Origin of the sequence: Haloferax denitrificans ATCC 35960, assembly GCF_000337795.1 — an archaeon.
In the GTDB taxonomy this organism is placed as follows: domain Archaea; phylum Halobacteriota; class Halobacteria; order Halobacteriales; family Haloferacaceae; genus Haloferax; species Haloferax denitrificans.
Genome location: NZ_AOLP01000011.1, coordinates 338,287 through 358,429 on the forward strand (window position 1 = coordinate 338,287; position 20,143 = coordinate 358,429).

28 protein-coding genes are annotated in these 20,143 nt (G+C 67.3%); 24 read left to right on the forward strand and 4 right to left on the reverse strand.

The window, feature by feature from the left end:
* Position 1: 1 nt before the first annotated feature.
* The 19 genes from rplX (at position 2) to C438_RS11705 (ending at position 12,505) form a co-directional block, all read left to right on the forward strand.
* A complete protein-coding gene (gene rplX, locus C438_RS11615) occupies positions 2 to 358 on the forward strand; it encodes a 50S ribosomal protein L24 (protein WP_004969587.1) in 357 nt (118 codons plus the stop codon).
* Positions 355 to 1,056, forward strand: a complete 702-nt coding sequence (locus tag C438_RS11620) for a 30S ribosomal protein S4e (protein WP_004969588.1) — start codon at positions 355 to 357, stop codon at positions 1,054 to 1,056. The genes rplX and C438_RS11620 overlap by 4 nt, the downstream gene beginning before the upstream one ends.
* A complete protein-coding gene (locus C438_RS11625; RefSeq protein WP_004969589.1) occupies positions 1,053 to 1,571 on the forward strand; it encodes a 50S ribosomal protein L5 in 519 nt (172 codons plus the stop codon). The genes C438_RS11620 and C438_RS11625 overlap by 4 nt, the downstream gene beginning before the upstream one ends.
* On the forward strand, positions 1,568 to 1,744 hold the full coding sequence (locus C438_RS11630) for a 30S ribosomal protein S14 (RefSeq protein ID WP_004042587.1): 177 nt from the start codon (positions 1,568 to 1,570) through the stop codon (positions 1,742 to 1,744). Before C438_RS11625 ends, C438_RS11630 begins: the two co-directional genes overlap by 4 nt.
* Before the next feature lies 1 nt (position 1,745).
* Positions 1,746 to 2,138: a 30S ribosomal protein S8 gene (locus C438_RS11635; RefSeq protein ID WP_004042581.1), complete on the forward strand. Its 393-nt coding sequence runs from the start codon at positions 1,746 to 1,748 to the stop codon at positions 2,136 to 2,138.
* A gap of 4 nt (positions 2,139 to 2,142) precedes the next feature.
* Positions 2,143 to 2,679: a 50S ribosomal protein L6 gene (locus C438_RS11640; protein WP_004969592.1), complete on the forward strand. Its 537-nt coding sequence runs from the start codon at positions 2,143 to 2,145 to the stop codon at positions 2,677 to 2,679.
* Complete coding sequence (locus C438_RS11645; RefSeq protein WP_004969593.1) at positions 2,679 to 3,386, forward strand: 50S ribosomal protein L32e; 708 nt, start codon at positions 2,679 to 2,681, stop codon at positions 3,384 to 3,386. Before C438_RS11640 ends, C438_RS11645 begins: the two co-directional genes overlap by 1 nt.
* Complete coding sequence (locus C438_RS11650) at positions 3,386 to 3,841, forward strand: 50S ribosomal protein L19e (RefSeq protein WP_004969594.1); 456 nt, start codon at positions 3,386 to 3,388, stop codon at positions 3,839 to 3,841. Before C438_RS11645 ends, C438_RS11650 begins: the two co-directional genes overlap by 1 nt.
* Positions 3,841 to 4,395 (forward strand): 50S ribosomal protein L18, encoded by a 555-nt coding sequence (locus C438_RS11655; protein ID WP_004969595.1) that lies wholly within the window; start codon positions 3,841 to 3,843, stop codon positions 4,393 to 4,395. Before C438_RS11650 ends, C438_RS11655 begins: the two co-directional genes overlap by 1 nt.
* The gene (locus C438_RS11660; protein WP_049917983.1) at positions 4,392 to 5,036 is read left to right on the forward strand and encodes a 30S ribosomal protein S5; all 645 of its coding nucleotides are present in this window, start codon (positions 4,392 to 4,394) and stop codon (positions 5,034 to 5,036) included. The genes C438_RS11655 and C438_RS11660 overlap by 4 nt, the downstream gene beginning before the upstream one ends.
* Positions 5,036 to 5,500 (forward strand): 50S ribosomal protein L30, encoded by a 465-nt coding sequence (locus C438_RS11665; protein ID WP_004969597.1) that lies wholly within the window; start codon positions 5,036 to 5,038, stop codon positions 5,498 to 5,500. The genes C438_RS11660 and C438_RS11665 overlap by 1 nt, the downstream gene beginning before the upstream one ends.
* On the forward strand, positions 5,497 to 5,994 hold the full coding sequence (locus C438_RS11670) for an uL15m family ribosomal protein (protein ID WP_004969598.1): 498 nt from the start codon (positions 5,497 to 5,499) through the stop codon (positions 5,992 to 5,994). The genes C438_RS11665 and C438_RS11670 overlap by 4 nt, the downstream gene beginning before the upstream one ends.
* 3 nt (positions 5,995 to 5,997) lie before the next feature.
* Positions 5,998 to 7,467 (forward strand): preprotein translocase subunit SecY, encoded by a 1,470-nt coding sequence (gene secY / locus C438_RS11675; RefSeq protein WP_004969599.1) that lies wholly within the window; start codon positions 5,998 to 6,000, stop codon positions 7,465 to 7,467.
* Between the two features lie 168 nt (positions 7,468 to 7,635).
* Entirely contained in the window at positions 7,636 to 8,367 is a 732-nt protein-coding gene (locus tag C438_RS11680) for a hypothetical protein (RefSeq protein ID WP_004969600.1), read from the forward strand.
* Between the two features lie 103 nt (positions 8,368 to 8,470).
* Entirely contained in the window at positions 8,471 to 8,827 is a 357-nt protein-coding gene (locus C438_RS11685; RefSeq protein WP_004969601.1) for a hypothetical protein, read from the forward strand.
* Positions 8,824 to 9,765 (forward strand): alpha/beta hydrolase, encoded by a 942-nt coding sequence (locus C438_RS11690; RefSeq protein WP_004969602.1) that lies wholly within the window; start codon positions 8,824 to 8,826, stop codon positions 9,763 to 9,765. The genes C438_RS11685 and C438_RS11690 overlap by 4 nt, the downstream gene beginning before the upstream one ends.
* A gap of 68 nt (positions 9,766 to 9,833) precedes the next feature.
* The gene (locus C438_RS11695; RefSeq protein ID WP_004969603.1) at positions 9,834 to 10,325 is read left to right on the forward strand and encodes a hypothetical protein; all 492 of its coding nucleotides are present in this window, start codon (positions 9,834 to 9,836) and stop codon (positions 10,323 to 10,325) included.
* Between the two features lie 94 nt (positions 10,326 to 10,419).
* On the forward strand, positions 10,420 to 11,691 hold the full coding sequence (locus tag C438_RS11700; protein WP_004969604.1) for an ornithine cyclodeaminase: 1,272 nt from the start codon (positions 10,420 to 10,422) through the stop codon (positions 11,689 to 11,691).
* 109 nt (positions 11,692 to 11,800) lie between these two features.
* The gene (locus tag C438_RS11705) at positions 11,801 to 12,505 is read left to right on the forward strand and encodes a hypothetical protein (protein ID WP_004969606.1); all 705 of its coding nucleotides are present in this window, start codon (positions 11,801 to 11,803) and stop codon (positions 12,503 to 12,505) included.
* Between the two features lie 27 nt (positions 12,506 to 12,532).
* Here C438_RS11705 and C438_RS11710 read toward each other — a convergent pair whose 3' ends face one another.
* Both C438_RS11710 and C438_RS19110 read right to left on the reverse strand, forming a co-directional pair.
* Positions 12,533 to 12,934, reverse strand: coding sequence for a universal stress protein (locus C438_RS11710; protein WP_004969607.1), 402 nt, complete (start codon positions 12,932 to 12,934; stop codon positions 12,533 to 12,535).
* Between the two features lie 50 nt (positions 12,935 to 12,984).
* Positions 12,985 to 13,143: a DUF1059 domain-containing protein gene (locus C438_RS19110; RefSeq protein ID WP_160166869.1), complete on the reverse strand. Its 159-nt coding sequence runs from the start codon at positions 13,141 to 13,143 to the stop codon at positions 12,985 to 12,987.
* A gap of 164 nt (positions 13,144 to 13,307) precedes the next feature.
* Between C438_RS19110 and C438_RS11715 the strand changes: the two genes are divergently transcribed.
* From C438_RS11715 to C438_RS11725, 3 genes are all read left to right on the forward strand, one after another.
* Positions 13,308 to 14,318 (forward strand): DUF7490 domain-containing protein, encoded by a 1,011-nt coding sequence (locus tag C438_RS11715; RefSeq protein WP_004969608.1) that lies wholly within the window; start codon positions 13,308 to 13,310, stop codon positions 14,316 to 14,318.
* A complete protein-coding gene (locus C438_RS11720) occupies positions 14,315 to 14,626 on the forward strand; it encodes a hypothetical protein (protein ID WP_049917985.1) in 312 nt (103 codons plus the stop codon). The genes C438_RS11715 and C438_RS11720 overlap by 4 nt, the downstream gene beginning before the upstream one ends.
* A gap of 61 nt (positions 14,627 to 14,687) precedes the next feature.
* The gene (locus tag C438_RS11725) at positions 14,688 to 15,998 is read left to right on the forward strand and encodes a phosphoribosylamine--glycine ligase (protein ID WP_004969610.1); all 1,311 of its coding nucleotides are present in this window, start codon (positions 14,688 to 14,690) and stop codon (positions 15,996 to 15,998) included.
* A gap of 4 nt (positions 15,999 to 16,002) precedes the next feature.
* Here C438_RS11725 and C438_RS11730 read toward each other — a convergent pair whose 3' ends face one another.
* Complete coding sequence (locus C438_RS11730; RefSeq protein WP_004969611.1) at positions 16,003 to 16,824, reverse strand: hypothetical protein; 822 nt, start codon at positions 16,822 to 16,824, stop codon at positions 16,003 to 16,005.
* 75 nt (positions 16,825 to 16,899) lie between these two features.
* On the reverse strand, positions 16,900 to 17,592 hold the full coding sequence (locus C438_RS11735) for an SDR family NAD(P)-dependent oxidoreductase (protein WP_004969612.1): 693 nt from the start codon (positions 17,590 to 17,592) through the stop codon (positions 16,900 to 16,902).
* Positions 17,593 to 17,687: 95 nt separating this feature from the next.
* On the opposite strand from C438_RS11735, the gene C438_RS11740 reads away from it, so the two are divergent.
* Both C438_RS11740 and C438_RS11745 read left to right on the forward strand, forming a co-directional pair.
* Entirely contained in the window at positions 17,688 to 19,190 is a 1,503-nt protein-coding gene (locus C438_RS11740; RefSeq protein WP_004969613.1) for a phytoene desaturase family protein, read from the forward strand.
* Positions 19,187 to 20,125 carry a prenyltransferase gene (locus tag C438_RS11745; RefSeq protein ID WP_004969614.1) on the forward strand — a complete coding sequence of 313 codons (939 nt, stop codon included), beginning with the start codon at positions 19,187 to 19,189 and terminating at the stop codon, positions 20,123 to 20,125. Before C438_RS11740 ends, C438_RS11745 begins: the two co-directional genes overlap by 4 nt.
* Positions 20,126 to 20,143: the final 18 nt, after the last annotated feature.

Genomic DNA, 20,143 nt, shown 5'->3' on the forward strand with positions numbered 1-20,143 from the left:
TATGACTCGACAACCGCGCAAACAGCGAACCCAGATTCGCGACGCGCCGCTCCACGAGCGGCAAAAGCAGGTCCGCGCACCGCTGTCGGCCGACCTCCGCGAGGAGTACGGCAACCGTAACGTCCGCGTCAACGCGGGCGACACGGTCGAGGTGCTCCGCGGCGACTTCGCCGGCGACGAAGGCGAAGTCACCGAGGTCGACCTCACGGACGCCGTCATCTACGTCGACGGCGTCACCGTTGAGAAAGCCGACGGCGAGGAGGCCCCACGCCCCCTTCAGGCCAGTAACGTCCGCGTGACGGAACTGGACCTCGAAGACGACGTGCGCGAGGCCCGACTCAAGGAGGATAACGAATGACTCGACACCAGAAGCGACTGTCCGTACCGAAGTCCTGGCCGGTCGAGCGCAAGACAGGCACGTTCACGGTCAAGGCCGGAGCGGGTCCGCACGGCGAGGCGGGGGTTCCCCTCATCATCGTCCTGCGCGACGTGCTCGGCTACGTTGACTCGAAGAAGGAGGCCCAGTACGCCCTCAACCACCAGAGTATTCTGGTCAACGGCGACGTGGCCTCCGACGTCCGCCGTCCCATCGGGATGTTCGACATCCTGGCGTTCGTCCAGCGAGAGGAGTACTACCGCGTCTTCCCCGACGAGGGAGGCCGCCTGGCGCTGACGCCCATCGACGCCGACTCGGCATCCAGCCGTCTCGGCAAGATCGTGAACAAGACGCAGGTCAGCGGTGGCGACTTCCAGCTGACGCTCCACGACGGAGCGACCCTCATCGTCGAGGACGCCTCGGAGTACAGCGGCAAGGACTCCATCGTCGTCGACAACGAGACGAAGGACGTCGTCGCGCACTTCCCCTACGAGGAAGGCGCACTCGTCACGGCCGTCAACGGCCAGCACGCCGGCGAGATCGGCGAGGTCACCGAGATCATCGTCACGCCCGGAAGCGGAAACAACTCCGTTGTCGTCGAGACCGAAGACGGCGAGTTCGAGACGGTCGAACAGTACGTCGTCGTCATCGACGAGAACTTCACGGGTGATGACGAATGAGCGAGGCTGACTTCCACGCGATGCGCGACCCGCGCATCGAGAAGGTCGTCGTCCACATGGGCGTCGGCGAAGGTGGTCGCGAACTCGCCAAGGCCGAGGACATCCTCGAGGAGATTACCGGTCAGGAGAGCGTTCGCACGATCTCCGGCCGCGCCTCGCAGGACTTCGGCGTTCGCCGCGGCGAACCCGTCGGCGCGAAGGTCACCCTCCGCGGTGACACCGCCGTCGAGTTCCTCGAAACCGCACTCCCCATCGCGGACCTCTCGGTCTCGTCGTTCGACGAGACTGGCAACTTCGGCTTCGGCGTCGAAGAGCACACGGAGTTCCCGAGCCAGGAGTACGACCCGCAGATCGGTATCTACGGGCTGGACGTGACGGTCAACCTCGTCCGCCCCGGCTACCGAGTGAAAAAGCGCGACAAGCGTTCCCGCCAGATTCCGTCGTCCCACCGGATGACCGTCGAGGACGCCGTCGCGTTCATCGAGTCCACGTTCGACGTGGAGGTTGAAGAATGAGCGATAGCGAAACAGAACAGACGGGCGAGCACGCGTCCCGCCGCACCGGCCAGGAGAACGAGTGCCGGCGCTGCGGTCGAAAACAGGGACTTGTCAGTAAGTACGACATCAACCTGTGCCGCCAGTGCTTCCGAGAGATCGCCCGCGAGATGGGATTCAAGAAGTACCGATAAAATGGCTGACAACGACCCACTCAGTAGCGCGCTTTCCGGTGTGGACAACGCCGAGAGCGTCGGACACCTGTCCCACGAGATCCAGCCCGCCTCCAACATCATCGGCTCCGTCCTCGAGGTCTTCTACGACCGCGGGTACATCGACGGCTTCGAGTTCGTCGACGACGGCAAGGCCGGTCTGTTCGAGGTTGAACTGAAAGGCGCAATCAACGATTGTGGCGTCGTCAAGCCCCGGTATTCCGCCGGAGCCGACGACTTCGAGAAATGGGAGAAGCGATTCCTCCCCGCCCGTGACTACGGCGCGCTCATCGTCACGACGAGCCACGGCGTCATGAGCCACTACGAGGCCCGCGAGAAGGGCATCGGTGGCCAGATCATCGCCTACGTCTACTAGAACAATGAGCCGAATAGAAATCGAAATCCCGGACGAGGTATCCGCCGAGGTCAAGAACCTCGAGCTCACCATCGAGGGCCCCAACGGAAGCGTCACAAAGCGCCTCTGGTACCCGAACGTCACGGTCTCCGCCGAAGACGACGCTGTCGTCATCGAGAGCGACGTCGAGAACGCGAAGACCAACGCGACCATCGGTACCTTCGAGAGCCACGTGAACAACATGCTTCACGGCGCGACCGAAGGGTGGGAGTACAAGATGGAAGTCCACTACGCTCACTTCCCGATGCAGGTTAGTGTCGAAGGGAGCGACGTGGTCATCAAGAACTTCCTCGGCGAGAAGTCCCCGCGACGAGCGCAGATTCGCGGCGACACGGACGTACAGGTCGACGGCGAAGAACTCACCCTGACGGGCTCCAACAAGGAGGACGTCGGGCAGACCGCCGCCGACATCGAACAACTCACCCGCGTCAAGGACAAGGACACTCGCGTGTTCACCGACGGCGTGTACATCACCCAGAAACCGCAGACTGGTGATGCCTAATGTCGGAAGAAATCACCGAACTCGAAGACATCAGCGGCGTCGGCCCGTCGAAGGCCGACGCGCTCCGCGAAGCCGGCTTCGAGAGCGTCGACGACGTACAGGCCGCGAGCCAGTCCGAACTGGCCGAGGTCGACGGCATCGGGAACGCGCTCGCCGCGCGTATCAAAGCCGACGTCGGTGGCCTCGAGGTCTCCGACGAGGCCGAGGCCGAAGTCGAAGACGAGTCCGAAGCCGAGCCTGAGGAAGAGGAAGCCGAAGAAGTCGAGACGGAGCTTCAGCCCCGCGGTCACGCGGACAAGAAGCCCCAGCTCGACGACGAAACCGCGGAAGCCCTGGCGCAGAAGCGCCGCGAGGGCAAGCCGCAGTTCAACCGGCAGGACCACCACAAGAAGAAGCGCACGCCCAAGTCGTGGCGTCGCCCCCGTGGCGGTCTCTCCAAACAGCGTATCGGCATCAAGGGCAAGGGCCCCAAGGTCGAGGCGGGCTACCGCACGCCGAAGGCCGCCCGCGGCCTTCACCCGTCGGGCTTCGAGGAGGTCCGCGTGTTCAACACGGACGACCTCGAAGGCATCGACGGCGATACGCAGGCAGTTCGCATCGCCTCCTCGGTCGGCGCGCGCAAGCGCGAGCGCATCGAGGAAGCGTGTGAGGACCGCGAGATTCGCGTCCTCAACCCCACCTACGTCGAAGTCGAGGTGGACAACTGATGACTGACCTCAAAGCGCAGAAGCGAATGGCGGCCGACGTCCTCGACGTCGGCAAGGGTCGAGTTTGGTTCGACCCCGAGGAACAGTCCGAAATCGCGGAGGCCATCACGCGCGAAGACATCCGTGAACTCGTCGACGAGGGCACGATTCGCGCCAAGGACGCCAAGGGCAACTCGAAGGGTCGCGCACGCGAGCGCGCCGCCAAGCGTTCCTACGGTCACCGCAAGGGTGCCGGCTCCCGCAAGGGCCGTTCCGGCGCTCGACAGAACAAGAAAGACGCATGGGTCAGCCGAATCCGCGCCCAGCGCCGTCGCCTGAAGGAGCTTCGCGAGGACGGAACGCTTGACCGTTCCCAGTACCGCTCGCTCTACAACAAGGCGTCCGGTGGCGAATTCGATAGCGTGGACCGGCTCGAAGCGTACATTCAGAACAACTACCAGGTGGAGATTCAATAATGGCGACCGGACCACGATACAAGGTTCCGATGCGGCGTCGCCGCGAAGTCCGGACCGATTACCATCAAAGGTTGCGCCTGCTGAAATCGGGCAAGCCCCGCCTCGTTGCTCGCGTGAGCAACAAGCACGTCAGGGCGCAGCTGGTCACTCCGGGCCCGCAGGGCGACGAGACCCACGCTGCAGCGACCTCTGCCGACCTCGACGAGTACGGCTGGGAAGCCCCCACGGGCAACCTCCCGAGCGCGTACCTCACGGGGTATCTGGCAGGTAAGCGGGCGCTGGCCGCCGGCGTCGAGGAAGCGGTCCTCGACATCGGCCTCAACACGGCCACGCCCGGAAACAAGGTCTTCGCGGTGCAGGAGGGTGCTATCGACGCTGGCCTCGAAATCCCCCACAACGACGCAGTGCTCGCTGACTGGGACCGCAACCGCGGTGTCCACATCGCCGAGTACGCAGAGCAGCTCGACGAGCCGCTCTACAGTGGAGACTTCGATGCCACGAACCTCCCCGACCACTTCGACGAAGTGCTCGGGAACCTTCAGGAGGACGAATGAGCAGAGATAACAACGGCTGGGAGCCGCGAACGCGGCTCGGCCGCATGGTGCAGAACGGCGACGTCACGTCGATGGACCAGGCGCTCGAGACGGGACTTCCGCTCAAGGAACCCCAGCTCGTCGACCAGCTCCTTCCCGGACTGGACGACGAGGTACTCGACATCAACATGGTCCAGCGCATGACCGACTCCGGCCGCCGGGTGAAGTTCCGGTGTGTCGTCGCAGTCGGGAACCGTGACGGCTACCTCGGCTACGCAGAGGCCCGCGACGATCAGGTCGGCGGTGCCATCCAGAAAGCCATCGAGGTGGCGAAACTGAACATCATCAAGGTAGACCGCGGCTCGGGGTCGTGGGAAGACCGCGCAGGCGGCCTCAACTCCCTCTCGCGCAAGGCGGAGGGGAAGGCCGGCTCCGTGACGGTCCGCATCATCCCCGCCCCGCAGGGTCTCGGCCTCGCGGCCGCAGAGACCGTCCGCAACATCCTCGAACTCGCCGGCATCCAGGACGCCTGGACCAAGAGCGACGGGAACACCCGGACCACGGTCAACCTCGCGAAGGCGACCTACAACGCGCTCAAGAACGCGTCGCAGTCCCGCACGCCGCGGCGCGCTCGCGAAGTCCGTCAGGAGGTGCGCGAATAATGCAGGCTATCGTTCAGCTTCGCGGTGAAGTCAACATCGCACAGGACGTCCGCGACACGCTCACGATGCTCAACATCCACCGCGTGAACCACGCGACGTTCGTGCCTGAGAACGACGCCTACCGCGGAATGATCTCGAAGGTCAACGACTTCGTCGCGCACGGGGAACCGAGCGTCGACGTCGTCGAGACCCTCATCAGCACGCGCGCCGAGCCCGAGTCGGGCGACGGCGACATCACCGATGAGTGGGTCTCCGAGAACACCGACTACGACGACGTGGCCGCGCTCGCGCAGGCCATCGTCGACGAGGAGACGACCCTGCGAAAGCAGGGCGTCTCCCCCGTGCTCCGTCTGCACCCGCCGCGCGGCGGTCACCGCGGACAGAAGCACGTCACCAAGGAAGGTGGCCAGCTCGGTAAGCACAGCACCGAACAGATCGACGAACTCCTGGAGGACATGCGATGACGTCCAAGAAGCGACGCCAACGCGGCTCCCGCACGCACAGCGGCGGTACCCACAAGAACCGGCGTGGCGCCGGTCACCGTGGCGGCCGCGGCCGCGCCGGACGCGACAAACACGAGTTCCACAACTACGAGCCGCTCGGCAAGCACGGCTTCAAGCGACCCGACGTCCTACAGGACGACGTCGCCGAAGTCAAGATCCAGAAGCTCGACGAGGACGCGGCGCTCCTCGCGGCCGACGGAGTCGCCGAGAAAGACGGCGACACCTACGTCGTCGACGCTCGCGACGTGGCCGAAGACGGCTGGGAAGCCGACGTCGTGAAGGTGCTCGGTGGTGGGCAGGTCCGCAACGAACTGCACGTCGTCGCCGACGCCTTCACGGCCGGTGCCGTCGAACTCATCGAAGAGGCAGGCGGCGACGCCGAACTCTCCGAACGCGCTGAAGAAGCGGCCGAGGCCGAGGAATCGGCCGACGCCGACGAAGACGACGAGGAATAAATCATGGGATGGAAGGACGCCGCCGAACCAGTGCTTTCGCGGATGCCCGCAGTCGCCCGACCGGAGGGACACGTCCCGTTCCGCCGGAAGCTCGGGTGGACCGGCGGCATCCTCGTCTTGTACTTCTTCCTGACGAACGTGACGCTGTTCGGCCTCGACGCCGCGACCGCGAACGACCTGTTCGGTCAGTTCCGGTCCATCTTGGCCGGCCAGCAGGGCTCGGTGCTCCAACTGGGCATCGGTCCCATCGTTACGGCGAGCATCGTCCTGCAACTGCTCGGCGGTGCTGACCTGCTCGGACTCGACACGGACAACAACCCGCGCGATCAGGTCCTCTATCAGGGCCTCCAGAAACTGCTCGTCGGGGCTATGATCGTCCTGACGGGGGTGCCGATGGTGTTCGCAGGGAACTTCCTGCCGGCCGACCAGGCCGTCGCGACGTCGCTCGGCATCGGGACGTTCGGCGTTCGGAGTCTCATCTTCGCGCAGATCGCCGTCGGCGGCGTCCTCATCCTGTTCATGGACGAAATCGTCAGCAAGTGGGGCGTCGGCTCCGGCGTCGGCCTGTTCATCATCGCCGGCGTCAGCCAACAGCTCGTCGGCGGGCTGTTCAGCTGGCAGGGCCTCGGCGGCGCGTCCGGGTTCTTCCCGACGTGGATCGGCATCGTCACCGGTGCCATCGAACTGCCGGCCTCGCCGACCGACCTGCTGTCGACGATCTTCCTCGGTCAGGGCCAACTGCTCGCGCTCATCACGACGGTGCTCATCTTCGGCATCGTCGTCTACGCCGAGAGCGTCCGCGTCGAGATTCCCCTCTCGCACGCTCGCGTCAAGGGCGCTCGCGGTCGCTTCCCCGTGAAGCTCATCTACGCGAGCGTCCTGCCGATGATCCTCGTTCGCGCCCTGCAGGCGAACATCCAGTTCCTCGGGCGCATCCTCAACAGCCAGTGGGTTGGCATGCCAACGTGGCTCGGCCAGTACACGGGCGGACAGGTCACCGGCGGCCTGTTCTACTATCTCGCGCCAATCCAGTCGCGCTCCGACTGGATGTGGTTCCTCGGTCTCACGTCGGCCGACCCGCTCGACATCGCCATCCGCGTGCTCATCGACCTGATCTTCATGATCGTCGGTGGCGCGGTGTTCGCGATCTTCTGGGTCGAGACGACGGGCATGGGTCCGGAATCGACCGCGCGACAGATTCAGAACTCCGGGATGCAGATTCCCGGCTTCCGCCGCAACCCGCAGGTCATCGAGAAGGTCATGGAGCGGTACATCCCGCAGGTGACCGTCATCGGTGGCGCGCTCGTCGGCCTGCTCGCCGTCATGGCGAACATGCTCGGCACCATCGGTGCAGTCTCCGGGACGGGACTGCTCCTCACGGTCTCCATCACGTACAAGCTGTACGAGGAGATCGCGGAGGAACAGCTCATGGAGATGCACCCGATGATGCGCAACATGTTCGGCTCCGAATAGCGAGCACCGACGCGCTCGACGGCCGCCGCGCGACGCGGCGACCGTCACTTCCACTTCACTTCATTTCTGCCGCGCTCGACCGGATAGCGGCGCGGCTATCTCGACGGACGCCGCCCGCGCCGTCGGCAATCCGGTCACTTTTGACTCCCGGCAGGGGAAGACCGGAGTATGCACGAGGGGCGACTCGCGGTCGATATCGAGACGGCCAGCCCGAACGGCCCGCCGAGCGACTTCCGCAACACCGACGACTTCGAGTTGGTCGCGGTCGGTCTGGGCCACCGCGTCGTCGGTGCCACCGACGCCGACACCGAGGTCGAAGTCGAGGTGCTCCTCCGCGACGGCGACTGGTCGCTGGAACACACGGCCGACCTCCTTCGGCGGGTCGTCGAGTGGTGCGAGGCCCGCGGGGGGCGCGTCGTCACGTACAACGGCGAGTACTTCGACGAACACCACCTCCGCGCGTGGGCCGACCGCGTCGCCGACGCCGGCGTCTGGGCGGACGCGCCGCGCCGAGTCGACGCGCTGTTCGCCGACCACGTCGACCTCGCGGGGCTCGCCGCCGAGGCGTACCCGGAGGCGGTCCGTCCGAACCGCGACATCCCGGCGCTGTGGAAGGCGTGCAAGGAAGCCGGCGTCGACCAGCCGACCGTCTGGTACGACGACTACGACCTCCCGGCGGGCTATCTCGAACGCCTCGGCGTCGAGGACGCCCACGTCAAGGGGGCGCACGTCGGCGAGGCGCTGGGCGAGGCGTACGTCGAGGGCGTCGTCGCGGGGCTCGACCACACGCGGACGCACGCCGAGCTCACTCGACTCCTCGTCGACTACGCCGCCGGCGACATCGAGCCGCTGTTTTCGCTCCACGACGCGCTCCGCCGGGCCGGCGCGAGCGCGGACTGAGTCGTCTCACCCTCGCCGACCCGGGTCGAGGCCGTCGACTACCCGCGGGGGCGTGTCCTGTCTCGCGGCAAACGTTTAGCCGCCGGCAGTCGTAGCCCGTGGTATGAACGACCTCGAACCGGCGGCCGCCGTCGAAGAGGCGCTCCGCGGTAACGGCATCAGCGTCGAGTCAGTCTCGCTCGACGACCCCGTCTCGCTGACCTATCTCACGGCGTTCCCGGACGTCGAGCCCGACCACGGGGAGGTCGGCCGCGCGGTCACCGCCTTCCTCGACCTCTCCCGCGACGACGAGTTCGACCCGAGGACCGTCGAGGCGACGGTGCTCCGAAGCGAGGGCGACGTGCAGGCGACGTGGACGCTCGAAGCCGATTGGATTCGCGCGTACAACGACTACGCGCTGGACGACGAGGAACTGTCTCAACGCGTCCTCGACAGCCTCTACGAGGGGGGCGACGCGTGAGCGCGTGGCGACACCGCGGTGAGCCGCCCGCCGCGCGCGGCCCGCGCCGGCCCTCGCACTTCGAGTACTCGCGCGTCTCGCTGACGTTCGACAGCGAGGGGACGAACTGCGCGGGCTGGCTCTACCGCCCCGACGGCGTCGAGTCGCCGCCGGTGGTCGTCATGGCCGGCGAGCTCGCGGCGGAGCGTCGCTTCGGCCTCCGCCCCTACGCCGAGCGGCTGGCCGAGGCGGGCTACGCGGCGTTCCTCTTCGACTACCGAAACACCGGTGACTCCGACGGCGAGCCTCGGAACCTCGTCGCGCCCGACGCGCAGGTGGCCGACTGGCACGCCGCGCTCTCCGGCCTCCGCGAGCGCGACGAGGTGGACTCGCGCTCGCTCGTGCTCTGGGGCGCGGGCCTCTCCGGCGGCTACGCGCTCCGCGCGGCGGCCGAGGACGGTCGCGTCGCCGCCGCCGTCGCCCAAAATCCGATGCTCGACGGGACGGCCGTCACGCGGGGCCGCGGCGTCAAAGGCACGCTCGCCGCAGTCGCCGCCGGCGTCCGCGACAGACTCCAGTCGCGGTTCTTTGGCCCGTATCGCGTCCCGGTCATCGGCGACGGCTCGTCGATGGCCGTCTTCGAGGACCCCGGCGTGCGCGCCGCCTACCGCGAGCTCGTGCCGCCGGGGAGCGCGTGGCGCGACGAGACGCCCGCGCGGCTGTTCCTCTCGTTGCTTCGCTACCGGGCGCTTCCCGACCCGGAGGCGGTCACCTGCCCGACGCTCCTCGTTTCGGGGACGCGCGACGACCTCGCGCCCGCCGACGCGGTGGCTGACCTCGCCGACGAGCTTCCGAACGCGACGCTGGTCGAACTCCCCGCGGGTCACTTCGACCACTACGACCGGGCGTTCGAACAGACGTTCGGCCACCTCCTGTCGTTCCTCCGAACGGTTCGCTGACGGGAGTCGTCAACGCGTTGAATCCTCGCGCGAACCATTATGTCCTCACCCGGCCTATACACGCAGAGATGTCCACATCCACCCGTCTCGTCTCGTTGTTCCTCGCCGTCGCGCTCGTCGCGGTGGCCGCATCCGCGCCCGTGTTCGCACAGGAGGCGGAGACGCCGAGCGACGACGACACACAACGGCTTCTCGAAGAGGGGGTCGCGCTGTACAACGACAACATCGAAGAGTTAGACGTCTCGTTCGCCCGAAGCCTCGTCGCGGGGCGAACGGTGAACGTCTACATCGAAGGCGGGAGCGAGACCCGGGTGTTCTCGGCGTCGGTGCGAGACGACATGCGAATCGAAGACCTGTCGACCGGCCCCGACAGCGAGGCGTCGACCCGCATCACGACTGACCGAGAGACGCTCGAAACCATCGCCGAGTCGCCGGAGCCGATGGCTGAGGTGCGAAGCGCCCTCTCCGACGACCGCATCCGCGTCAACGGCGAGCGAGGACACCCCGTCGACCAGATCGTCTGGACCGTCGCCAACACGTTCAAGAGCTTCTTCCTCTGAACCCGACCCGAACGCCGTCCGAATCCGTCTTTTTTCCGCCCCTCGCGTCGTCGCGTCCGTAACCCACTTTGCCGCCTTCCCCGTCTCTCCGTCGATGACGTTCACGCGCACGGTCGAACTCGACGGCCACATCATCGACTCGGGGATGATGCAACAGGCCATGGGCATCGTGATGGACCTCGACGGCGACTTCGACGTCGAGCAGTTCGACGTCGGCCGGCAGAAAGACGAGCCTTCCTACTGCCGGATGTCGGTGACCGCGGACGACCGCGAGACGCTCCAGGAGATACTGCACGAACTCCACCAAATCGGCGCGAACCTCACGGACCCCGTCGACGCCCGCGTCGAGGCCTCGCCGGCCGACCGGGTCGTCCCCGTGGGCTTTTACTCGACGACGAACCACCCGACCGACGTTCGGTATCGCGGCGAGTGGCTCCCGGTCGAGAACATCGAGATGGACTGCGCGATAGTCATCGAGGAGACCGACGACGGCCCGCGGGCCCACACGAAGGTCCTCAACGGCATCGAGGAGGGCGACCTCGTCGTCACCGACGAGGCGGGGATTCGCGTCAAGCCGCCGGAGCGCCCCCGCGACGCTTCCGGTCCCTTCGGATTCATGCAGGGCGGCGTCTCCTCGGAGCGCCCCTCGGAGTCGCTCATCGGCGAGGTCGCCGACGCGCTCCGCGAGACCAAAGCCGACGGCGGGAACGTCCTCGTCGTCGCGGGGCCGGCGCTCATCCACTCCGGCGGCGGCGACGCCCTCGCCGAACTCGTCCGCGAGGGCTACGTGGACATGATTTCGGCCGGCAACGGCTTCGCCACCCACGACATCGAGCGCGGGCTGTACGGCACCTCCCTCGGGATGGACATGGAGACGATGGAACATCCCCGAAAGGGCCACAAACACCACATCTACACCATCAGCGAGGTCATCCGCGCCGGCGGCATCGCCGAGGCCGTCGAGGAGGGACTCATCGAATCGGGCGTGATGTACGAGTGCGTGAAACACGACGTGCCGTACGTCCTCGCGGGGTCGATTCGGGACGACGGCCCGTTGCCGGACACCATCACCGACACCATCGAGGCGCAGAACGCCATCCGCGAGCAGGCCCACCGCGCCGACATGGTGCTGATGCTCTCGACGCTCCTGCATTCTGTCGCCGTCGGCAACTGCCTGCCGTCGACGGCCAAGACCGTCTGCGTGGACATCAACCCCGCGACCGTCACGCAACTGCTGGACCGCGGCTCCTCGCAGGCCATCGGCATGGTCACGGACATCGGGACGTTCGTGCCGACGCTCGCCGAGAAGGTGCTCGAAGCCGACGACGACAACGACGACAACGACGACGACAACGACGACAACTGACCGGGTCGCCCCTGCCCGTTCCGCCGCGCCGCCGCGTCGCGCCGTCTGACGTGTCTATTATGACCCCGGGTGGTCTCTCGTGTTTTGTATGCAACCCAACGCAGTGCGAGTGCTCCTCGCCGCGGTCATGGTTCTCCTCGCCGGGTGCGGGGGCGGCGTCGGCGGCGACGCCACGACCGCAACCGAACCGGCGACGGACGCGACAGACGTGACGACGACCGCCGGCGGCGGGTCGGCCGACCAGAGCGGCGACGCCGCCGCCGAACGCTCCGCAGTCACGTTCAACGGAACGTGGGACCAGCGGTACCGTACCGGGCAGTACTACCGCTACGACATCGAGAGTCCGAGCATCGACGGCACCGCGACCTACGAGTGGGAGGTCGTCTCCGCGACCGACGACGAGGTGACGGTCCGAACGAAACTGGTCACGCCCAACGCGACGAGCGAACAGACCGTGACCGCGCCGCCGGACGAGGTGTACGGCGAACTCGCCGGAAGCCCGTCGGGGTCGGTCGCCACCCTCGGGTTCGACTCGCCGTACTACAGCGGCGTCGACGGCGAGACCCTCAGCGTCGGCGACAGCTGGGAGTCATCGGGCCCCAACGGGACCGTGAGCTTCGAAGTCGAGGCGCTCTCGACCTACGCCGGCCTCGAATGTGCGGAGTTCGTCGTCCGGACGAACGGGAGCGTCTTCTGGGAGAGCTGTGTCACCCCGGAGAGCCCGTTGCCGGGCTACGTGGCGTTCTACGAGGAGGAAGGCGACGAGACGCCGGCGTTCGAGATGGAACTCGTCGAGTATCGAAGCGGGAACTGAGTCGGTCGGGAGCGCCGTTTCGGGCGGTCAGACCGTTTCCAGCGGGACGACCGCCATCGGGATGTTCGAGTGCAACAGCACGTCCTGTGCCGTGCTCCCGAAGACGATTTTCGAGGTCGGATTGCGCTTTCGGACGCCGATGACGATTTCGTCGGCGTCCTGTTCGTCGGCACATCGGAGGATGTCGTCGGCGGGGTCGTTGCCGCGGATGTACTGGTGCGTTTCCACGTCCACGAGGTCGCCGAGCCGGGAGGTCACGACGTTCAGCGCGTCCTCGCCGTCGCGGACGTCCTCGCTGTCGGTCTCGTCGCCGCCGCGGTGGGAGTTGACGACGTGGAGCGCGTCGCCGGCGTCGATTCGCCGCGAGAGGTAGTCGCAGATTTCGGCGCTCGTGTGGACCGAGTTCGTCCCGATAACGTATGTTGCCATGCCACATATCGCTACGCCGTCCTATAAAAATCCACGCCCGACCACGCTCGTCAGGCCTGCTTCATCATCGCCAGCACGTCGTCTCTCGTCATCGCTTTTCCGTGTTCGTCGTGGGCGTGTTCCTGAATCACTTTCACGACCTCGTTTCTGTTCTCGGATGTCACGCTGAACCCGCACGAACACGTCGCCTGTTGCATCGCCTTCGACATAACAGGAGAGATACGCGCTCCGAGGGCAAAGCGTGTGTTCACACTTACCATGACACTCCCGGTGGCGAGCGGGTCCCCCACAGCCGTGGCGTCTCGGTCGCGTCGGCCGCTCTCCGGACCCGTCGGGGACAAAACATTTACCCAATCGTAAATGTCAGTCGGGTATGGAAAGAAACGCCCTCCTCACCGCCGGGGCGGTCGGCGTCGTCGTCGTGGCGCTCGTCGCCGCCGCCGTCGTTCCGGGGGTCGTCGCGGACCCGACCGACGACGGCCCCGTCCGTCCCGGCCCGGTGGACGTCGCCGGCGTCTCCATCGCGGCCGGGCAGGCGACGGGGGAGACGGTCACCCTCGAAATCGAGACGCGAATCGACCACCGAGGCAACCCAACGGAGAACGTGAGCGTCCTCGTCCGCGCCGTCGACGCCGAGTCGGGACTGCTGACGACGACGCAGGAAATCGACGTGGGAACGCTCTCAAAGGACGGTGAGACGGCGACGACGACCAACCTCACGGTCCCCCGCGAGGGCGGTTACGACGTCGAGGTCGTCCTCTACAGCGACGACGAGCGGGTCGACGAGGCGCGAAAGAGCGTCCGCGGCGTCTCGGCCATCAAGCCGCCGTACCTCCGGTCGACCACCTCGTTCACCGACAGCGAGGCGCTCCCGCCCGTCTCCTTCGCCATCGCGGAGACCGGCGACGACCGGACGACGCTCGACCTGACGGCGACGCTGACGAACGCCGGCGACGACCCGGCCGAAGAGCTCTCGGTGCTGTTCGTGCTCCGGCAGGCCGAGTCCAACATCGTCGCCTCGCGGACGACGGTCGACGCGGGGACCATCGAGGCCGGCCGGACCGAGACGGTGGACGCGTCGGCGAGCGTCCCGAACGACTACAACTACTACATCGACGCCGTGTTGCTCCGCGACGGGGTCGTCATCGACACCGCCCGCGGCGCGGCGAACCTGAACCCAACGAGGACGATTAGCGTGAACCAGACCAGAGAGGACGTGGAACTCCGCGTCGAAGACTTCGAGAACGGCAACGGCGGCGACGCGCCGCGAGAAACCGGCTACGAGCCGACCGAGACCTCCTCGGCGGCACCGGGCTTCGGCCCGCTCGTGGCGGTCGTGGGACTGCTCGCGGCCGTCTTCGTCGCCCGGAGGTGGTCGAAATGAGCGACGAGATGCGGACGGACGGAGACCGGTCTCCGACTGACGAGACGCGGGCGACCGACGACGAGGGAACCGAGAACCGCGAGTTCGCGGAGCGGATGCGCCGCTACCTCGACTACGCGGTGCTCGCGGGACTGCTGTTGCTCGCGCTCATCGCGGCGCTCCAGTTCTACCTCAACGCCAGCCAGACCATCACGACGTGGGTGAACCCCGAGTACCGCGCGCCGTTCCAGGCGGCGTTCAACCTCGTGTTGCTCCTCGGGGCGGCGCTCGGCGTCTCCGTTCAGCTTCGCCGGCTGACGAGCGACTGAGCGGTCCGCGCTACCTCTCACCACGCATACAGTTTTCAGGCCGCCGCCCGAGTCGTTGGCTATGAACTTCCTCTTCGTGTCGGCGGACGCCGCGCTCATCACCGACCTCGCGTGGCAGGTCCACAGGGAGGGCCACGACGTGCGGTACTACATCGAGGCCGAGCGGGACAGGGAAATCGGCGACGGCTTCGTCACGAAGACCGACGACTGGCGCGCGGAGGTCGACTGGGCCGACGTCATCGTCTTCGACGACATCTGGGTCGGCTCCGACATCGGAACCGGCGCGCTGGCACAGGAACTCCGCGAGGAGGGACACGCCGTCGTCGGCGGGACGCCGAACACCGACCGCCTCGAAGAGGACCGCGGCTACGCCATGGACGTGCTGGAGTCCCACGGCGTGGACACGGTCGAACAGCGCGTCTTCCGCGACTTCGACGAGGGCATCGAGTACGTCCGGCGGAACCGCGCCCCCTACGTCATCAAACCGCTCGGCGAGGTCCAGAACGTCAAGCGACTCCTCTACGTCGGAAACGAGGACGACGGGAGCGACGTGGTCGAGGTGCTCCGCGCGTACAAGCAGGCGTGGGGCCACCGGATGAAGGGCTTTCAGCTCCAGCGGAAGGTCGAGGGCGTCGAAATCGCGGTCTGCGGCTTCTTCAACGGCGAGAGGTTCGTCGACTCGGTGAACTTCAACTTCGAGCACAAGAAGCTGTTTCCGGGCAACATCGGCCCCTCGACCGGCGAGATGGGAACGTCGATGTTCTGGGCCGGGCGGAACCGGCTGTTCGAGGAGACGCTGGGCCGGCTCGAACCGTGGCTCGCCGAGGAGGGTTACGTCGGGAGCATCGACATCAACTGCATCGTCAACGAACACGGCATCTACCCGCTGGAGTTCACCCCGCGGTTCGGCTACCCGACGATTACGCTCCAAGAGGAGTCCTTCGAGTCGTCGACCGCGCAGTTCTTCTACGACCTCGCCCACGGCAACGACCCCGACCTCTCGGTCCACGGCGGCTACCAAATCGCGGTCCGCATCGTCCTGCCGCCGTTCCCCTTTACCGACGAGAAGACCTACGACGAGAACTCGCGGAACGCGGCGGTCGTCTTCGAGACCGACAGCCGCGAGGGCGTCCACATCGAGGACGCGAAACTCGTCGACGGGCAGTGGCGCGCCGCCGGCGAGAGCGGCATCCCGCTCGTCGTCACCGGGAAGGGCGAGACGATGCAGGAGGCGAGAAGACAGGCGTACGACCGCGTCGACAACATCGTCATTCCGAACCTGTACTACCGCGACGACATCGGCGAGCGCTGGATAGACGGTGACGGCGACCGACTGCTCGCGTGGGGCTACCTCGGCCCGGCGAGCGAATGAGAGACTAGTTGAGCGCCAGCCACGCGGCGAAGACGGCGAGGCCGCCGACGGCGGTGCTCAGCGCGGCGTGGACCCGGAGGCGGTCGAGAATCGCGTGGGCGTGGTCGTCTTCGACCGACAGCAGTTCGTGAATCTCGCTTCCGATTTCACAGCGCGGGAGGAAGTCCATGGCGACGTGGAGGAACACGCCGGAGGCGAAGCCGAAGACGAGGCCGCGGAAGGCGTCGGTCGCCGGGAGCGACACGGCGCTGGAGACGATAGCGGCGATGCCGAGGCCCGCCGCGGGAAGAAGCAGGGGGGCGACCGACTTGTCCTGTCCCGAGAGCCGGCGAGCGGCGGCGTAGCCGGCCGGTCCCTTGTGGGAGACGATGGCGAGGCCGAGGCCGACGCCCACGTCGATGTTCCCGTAGACGATACCGATAATCGCGCCCGCGGAGACGGCGTGCGCCGAGAGTTCGGTCACGGTGCGGTCCACGGGGAACTCCATGTGGGCGAAGCGGTGGCCGACGGTGTGGGCGGCGAAGCCCGCGAGGATGCCGAAGGCGATGCCGAAGCCGCCGAACTGGGTGTGGTGGCCGAGCGCCTGCGGGACCAGAAACACCGCGGCGCTCGTCACCATCGCGCCGCTGGCGAGGCCGTAGCCCCAGACGAGTCCCTCGGCGTGTTCGGTCCGACTGCGCGCACCGAGTGGTGCGGCAAGCGCCATCGCGCCGAAGGCGGCCCACGAGACGATAAGGAGGTTCCACGCCCCGGCGCTCGCGGCGTATCCGGAGAGCGCGACGAGCGCCACGACGCTCCCCGCGCCGATGGCCGTCGAACGGTTCATATTATGAACGAACTGGTTCGGATTAATAAGGGGCGCGGTTCCGGCGGAACGCGGGGGTCGAAACGCGACGGGGCCTCAGCGCGTCGCGCGCTTCCACGCTTTGAGGTCCGCGATGTCGCCGTCGAACTCGGCGGGGTCGGCGTCGGTCGCCGCCCAGACGAACAGGCCGGCCACGTCGTCGGGGTCGCGGCCCTGCCCGCCGGTGAGGTCGGTGGCGACGAGGCCGGGGTCGACGACCGTCACGGTCCGGTCGCAGTCGGCGGCGAACTGCCGAACGAGCGCCTCGGCGGCCGCCTTCGAGACGGCGTACGCGCCCATCCCCGGCTTCGCCTCGCGGGCGACGGAGCCGGAGGGGACGAGGATTCGCCCGTCGTCGGCCATGTGCGGGAGCGCCTCTTTGACCGCCGCGAAGACGCCGCGGACGTTGGTTCGGAGCGTGTCGTCGAACGCCGCGTAGGACTCCTCGGGCGCGGGCATCTCGCCGGGCGTCCCGTGGGCGACGGCGGCGTTGGCGACGACCGCGTCGATGCGCCCGCCGGCGCGGGCCGCCGTCTCCATCAGGCGCTCCATGTCGAGTTCGTCGCGCACGTCGGCGCGGACGGCGCTGGCGGTCCCGCCGTCGCTCTCGATGTCGTCGACGACCGACTGGAGGGCGTCGGCGTCGCGGGCGCAGACGACGACCGTCGCGCCGGCGCGACCGAGGGCGCGCGCGACCGCCGCGCCGATGCCGGAACTCGCGCCCGTGACCACCGCGGTGGTGTCGTTCATGCGGGGCCGTACGGCTGGACCGAGCCTAAAGCTACCCCCCGACGGCGGTCGGTTCGGTCAGTCGATTTATGTCCTCTACGTCCTTACGAACGGACATGAATTCTGTCTCGGCTCTCGACTCTCTCGCCGGGGAGTCCGTCGTCGTCATCGGCGGCGGGTTCGGCGGCCTCTCGACGGCGTGCTATCTCGCCGACGCCGGTGCCGACGTGACGCTGTTGGAGAAGAACGAACAGCTCGGCGGCCGAGCCAGCACGCTCGAACGCGACGGCTTCCGGTTCGACATGGGGCCGTCGTGGTATCTCATGCCCGACGTGTTCGAGCGCTTCTTCGCCTACTTCGGAAAGCGGCCCGAGGACTACTACGGGCTGACCCGACTCGACCCGCACTACCGCATCTTCTTCAAGGACGGCGACCGCGTCGATATGCTCCCCGACCTCGCGGCCAACAAGGCCACCTTCGAGTCCTACGAGCCCGGCGCGGGCGACAGGCTCGACGACTACCTCCGGAAGGCCGAGCGGAACTACCGCATCGGGATGGAACATTTCGTCTACACCGACCGCCCGGACCTCACCGACTACATCGACCTCGACGTGTTCCGGTACTCGTGGGGGCTGTCGCTCGTCGGCTCGATGCAGGACCACGTCGAGAACTACTTCGACCACCCGAAGCTCCAGCAGATAATGCAGTACACGCTGGTGTTCCTCGGCGGCGCGCCGAACAACACGCCGGCGCTCTACAACCTCATGAGCCACGTCGACTTCAACATGGGCGTCTACTACCCCGACGGCGGCCTCGCGGGCGTCGTCGACGCCATCGTCGACCTCGCCGAGGAGCTGGGCGTCGAGTTCCACACCGAATCGCCCGTGGCCGAAATCGCCGGTCGCCGCGGCGGGTTCGCCGTCCGCACCGAGGACGGCCGCGAGTTCCTCTGCGACCAGGTCGTCTCCGACGCCGACTACGCCCACACCGAACAGGAACTCCTCCCCGAGAGGAAGCGCCAGTACGACGCCGACTACTGGGACTCCCGGACGTACGCCCCCTCGGCGTTCCTGCTCTACCTCGGCGTCGAGGGCGACGTGGACGAACTCGCCCACCACACGCTCGTCTTGCCCACCGACTGGGACGACCACTTCGAGACGATATTCGACGACCCCGCGTGGCCCGACGACCCCGCGTACTACCTCTGTGTGCCGTCGAAGACCGACGACTCGGTCGCGCCCGAGGGCCACAGCAACCTGTTCGCGCTCGTCCCCATCGCGGCCGGGCTGGACGACACGCCGGAACTCCGCGAGAGCTACCGCGACCTCGTCCTCGACGACATCGCCGAGAACACCGGCGTCGACCTCCGCGACAGAATCGTCGTCGAGGAGTCGTTCTGCGTGAACGACTTCAAATCGCGCTACAACAGCACGCAGGGCACGGCGCTCGGCCTCGCGCACACGCTGTTCCAGACGGCGCTCCTCCGCCCGCCCCACGGCTCCGACGCGGTCGACGGCCTCTACTTCACCGGCTCGTTCACCACGCCGGGCATCGGCGTCCCGATGTGTCTCATCAGCGGCCAGCTCACCGCCGAGGAGATGGCCGACGACGCGAGGTGAGCGCCGACATGGCCGCACAGACCGACGCGGGAGAAGGCGGCGAGGGCGGCAAGGGCGAGGAGGACGTCGCCCCCGGCGGCGGGCGAGGGGACAGCGGCCTCCGCGACCGACTCGTCTACCTCGCGGTCCTCTCGCGGCCCCGATTCTGGCTCTACCTCGCCGGTCCCGTCGTCGTCGGCGTCGCGGCCGCCGCGAGCGCCCCGGCCGACCTGTTCGGCCTCGAACCGCTCGCCCTGTTCGCGTACTTCCTCGTCCCCGCGAACGTCTTTCTGTACGGCGTCAACGACGTGTTCGACGCCGACGTGGACGAGGCGAACCCGAAGAAGGACGACCGCGAGGCCCGCTGGCGCGGCGACCCGGTAAACACCGCCGTCGTCGCCGCGAGCGGCCTGCTCGGCGTCGGCCTGTTCGCCGTCGTCCCGCGGGTCGCGTGGCCGTGGCTCGCCGCGCACTTCTTCCTCGCCGTCGAGTACAGCGCGCCGCCGCTTCGGTTCAAGACGACGCCGCTTTTCGACTCGGTGTCGAACGGCCTGTACGTCCTGCCGGGCGTCGCCGCCTACGCGGCCGTCTCGGGGTCGAACCCGCCGATGCTCGCCGTCGCGGGCGCGTGGCTCTGGACGATGGGGATGCACACGTTCTCCGCGATTCCCGACATCGAACCCGACCGCGAGGCCGGGATTCGGACGACCGCGACGGCCCTCGGCGAGCGCCGGACCTACTGGTACTGCGCCGCGACGTGGGCGCTCGCCGCTGTCGCCTTCGCCGCGGTCGACCTCCGACTCGGCGCGCTCTTGGCGGCCTATCCGGTCGTCGTCCTCGGCATCGTCGCCGCCGGCGTCGACGTGGACCGGGCGTACTGGTGGTACCCCGTCATCAACACCGTCGTCGGCATGCTCATCACCCTCGGGGCGCTCTGGAGGCTCGTCTATGGGTGAACGCGAGTCCCCGGGGGT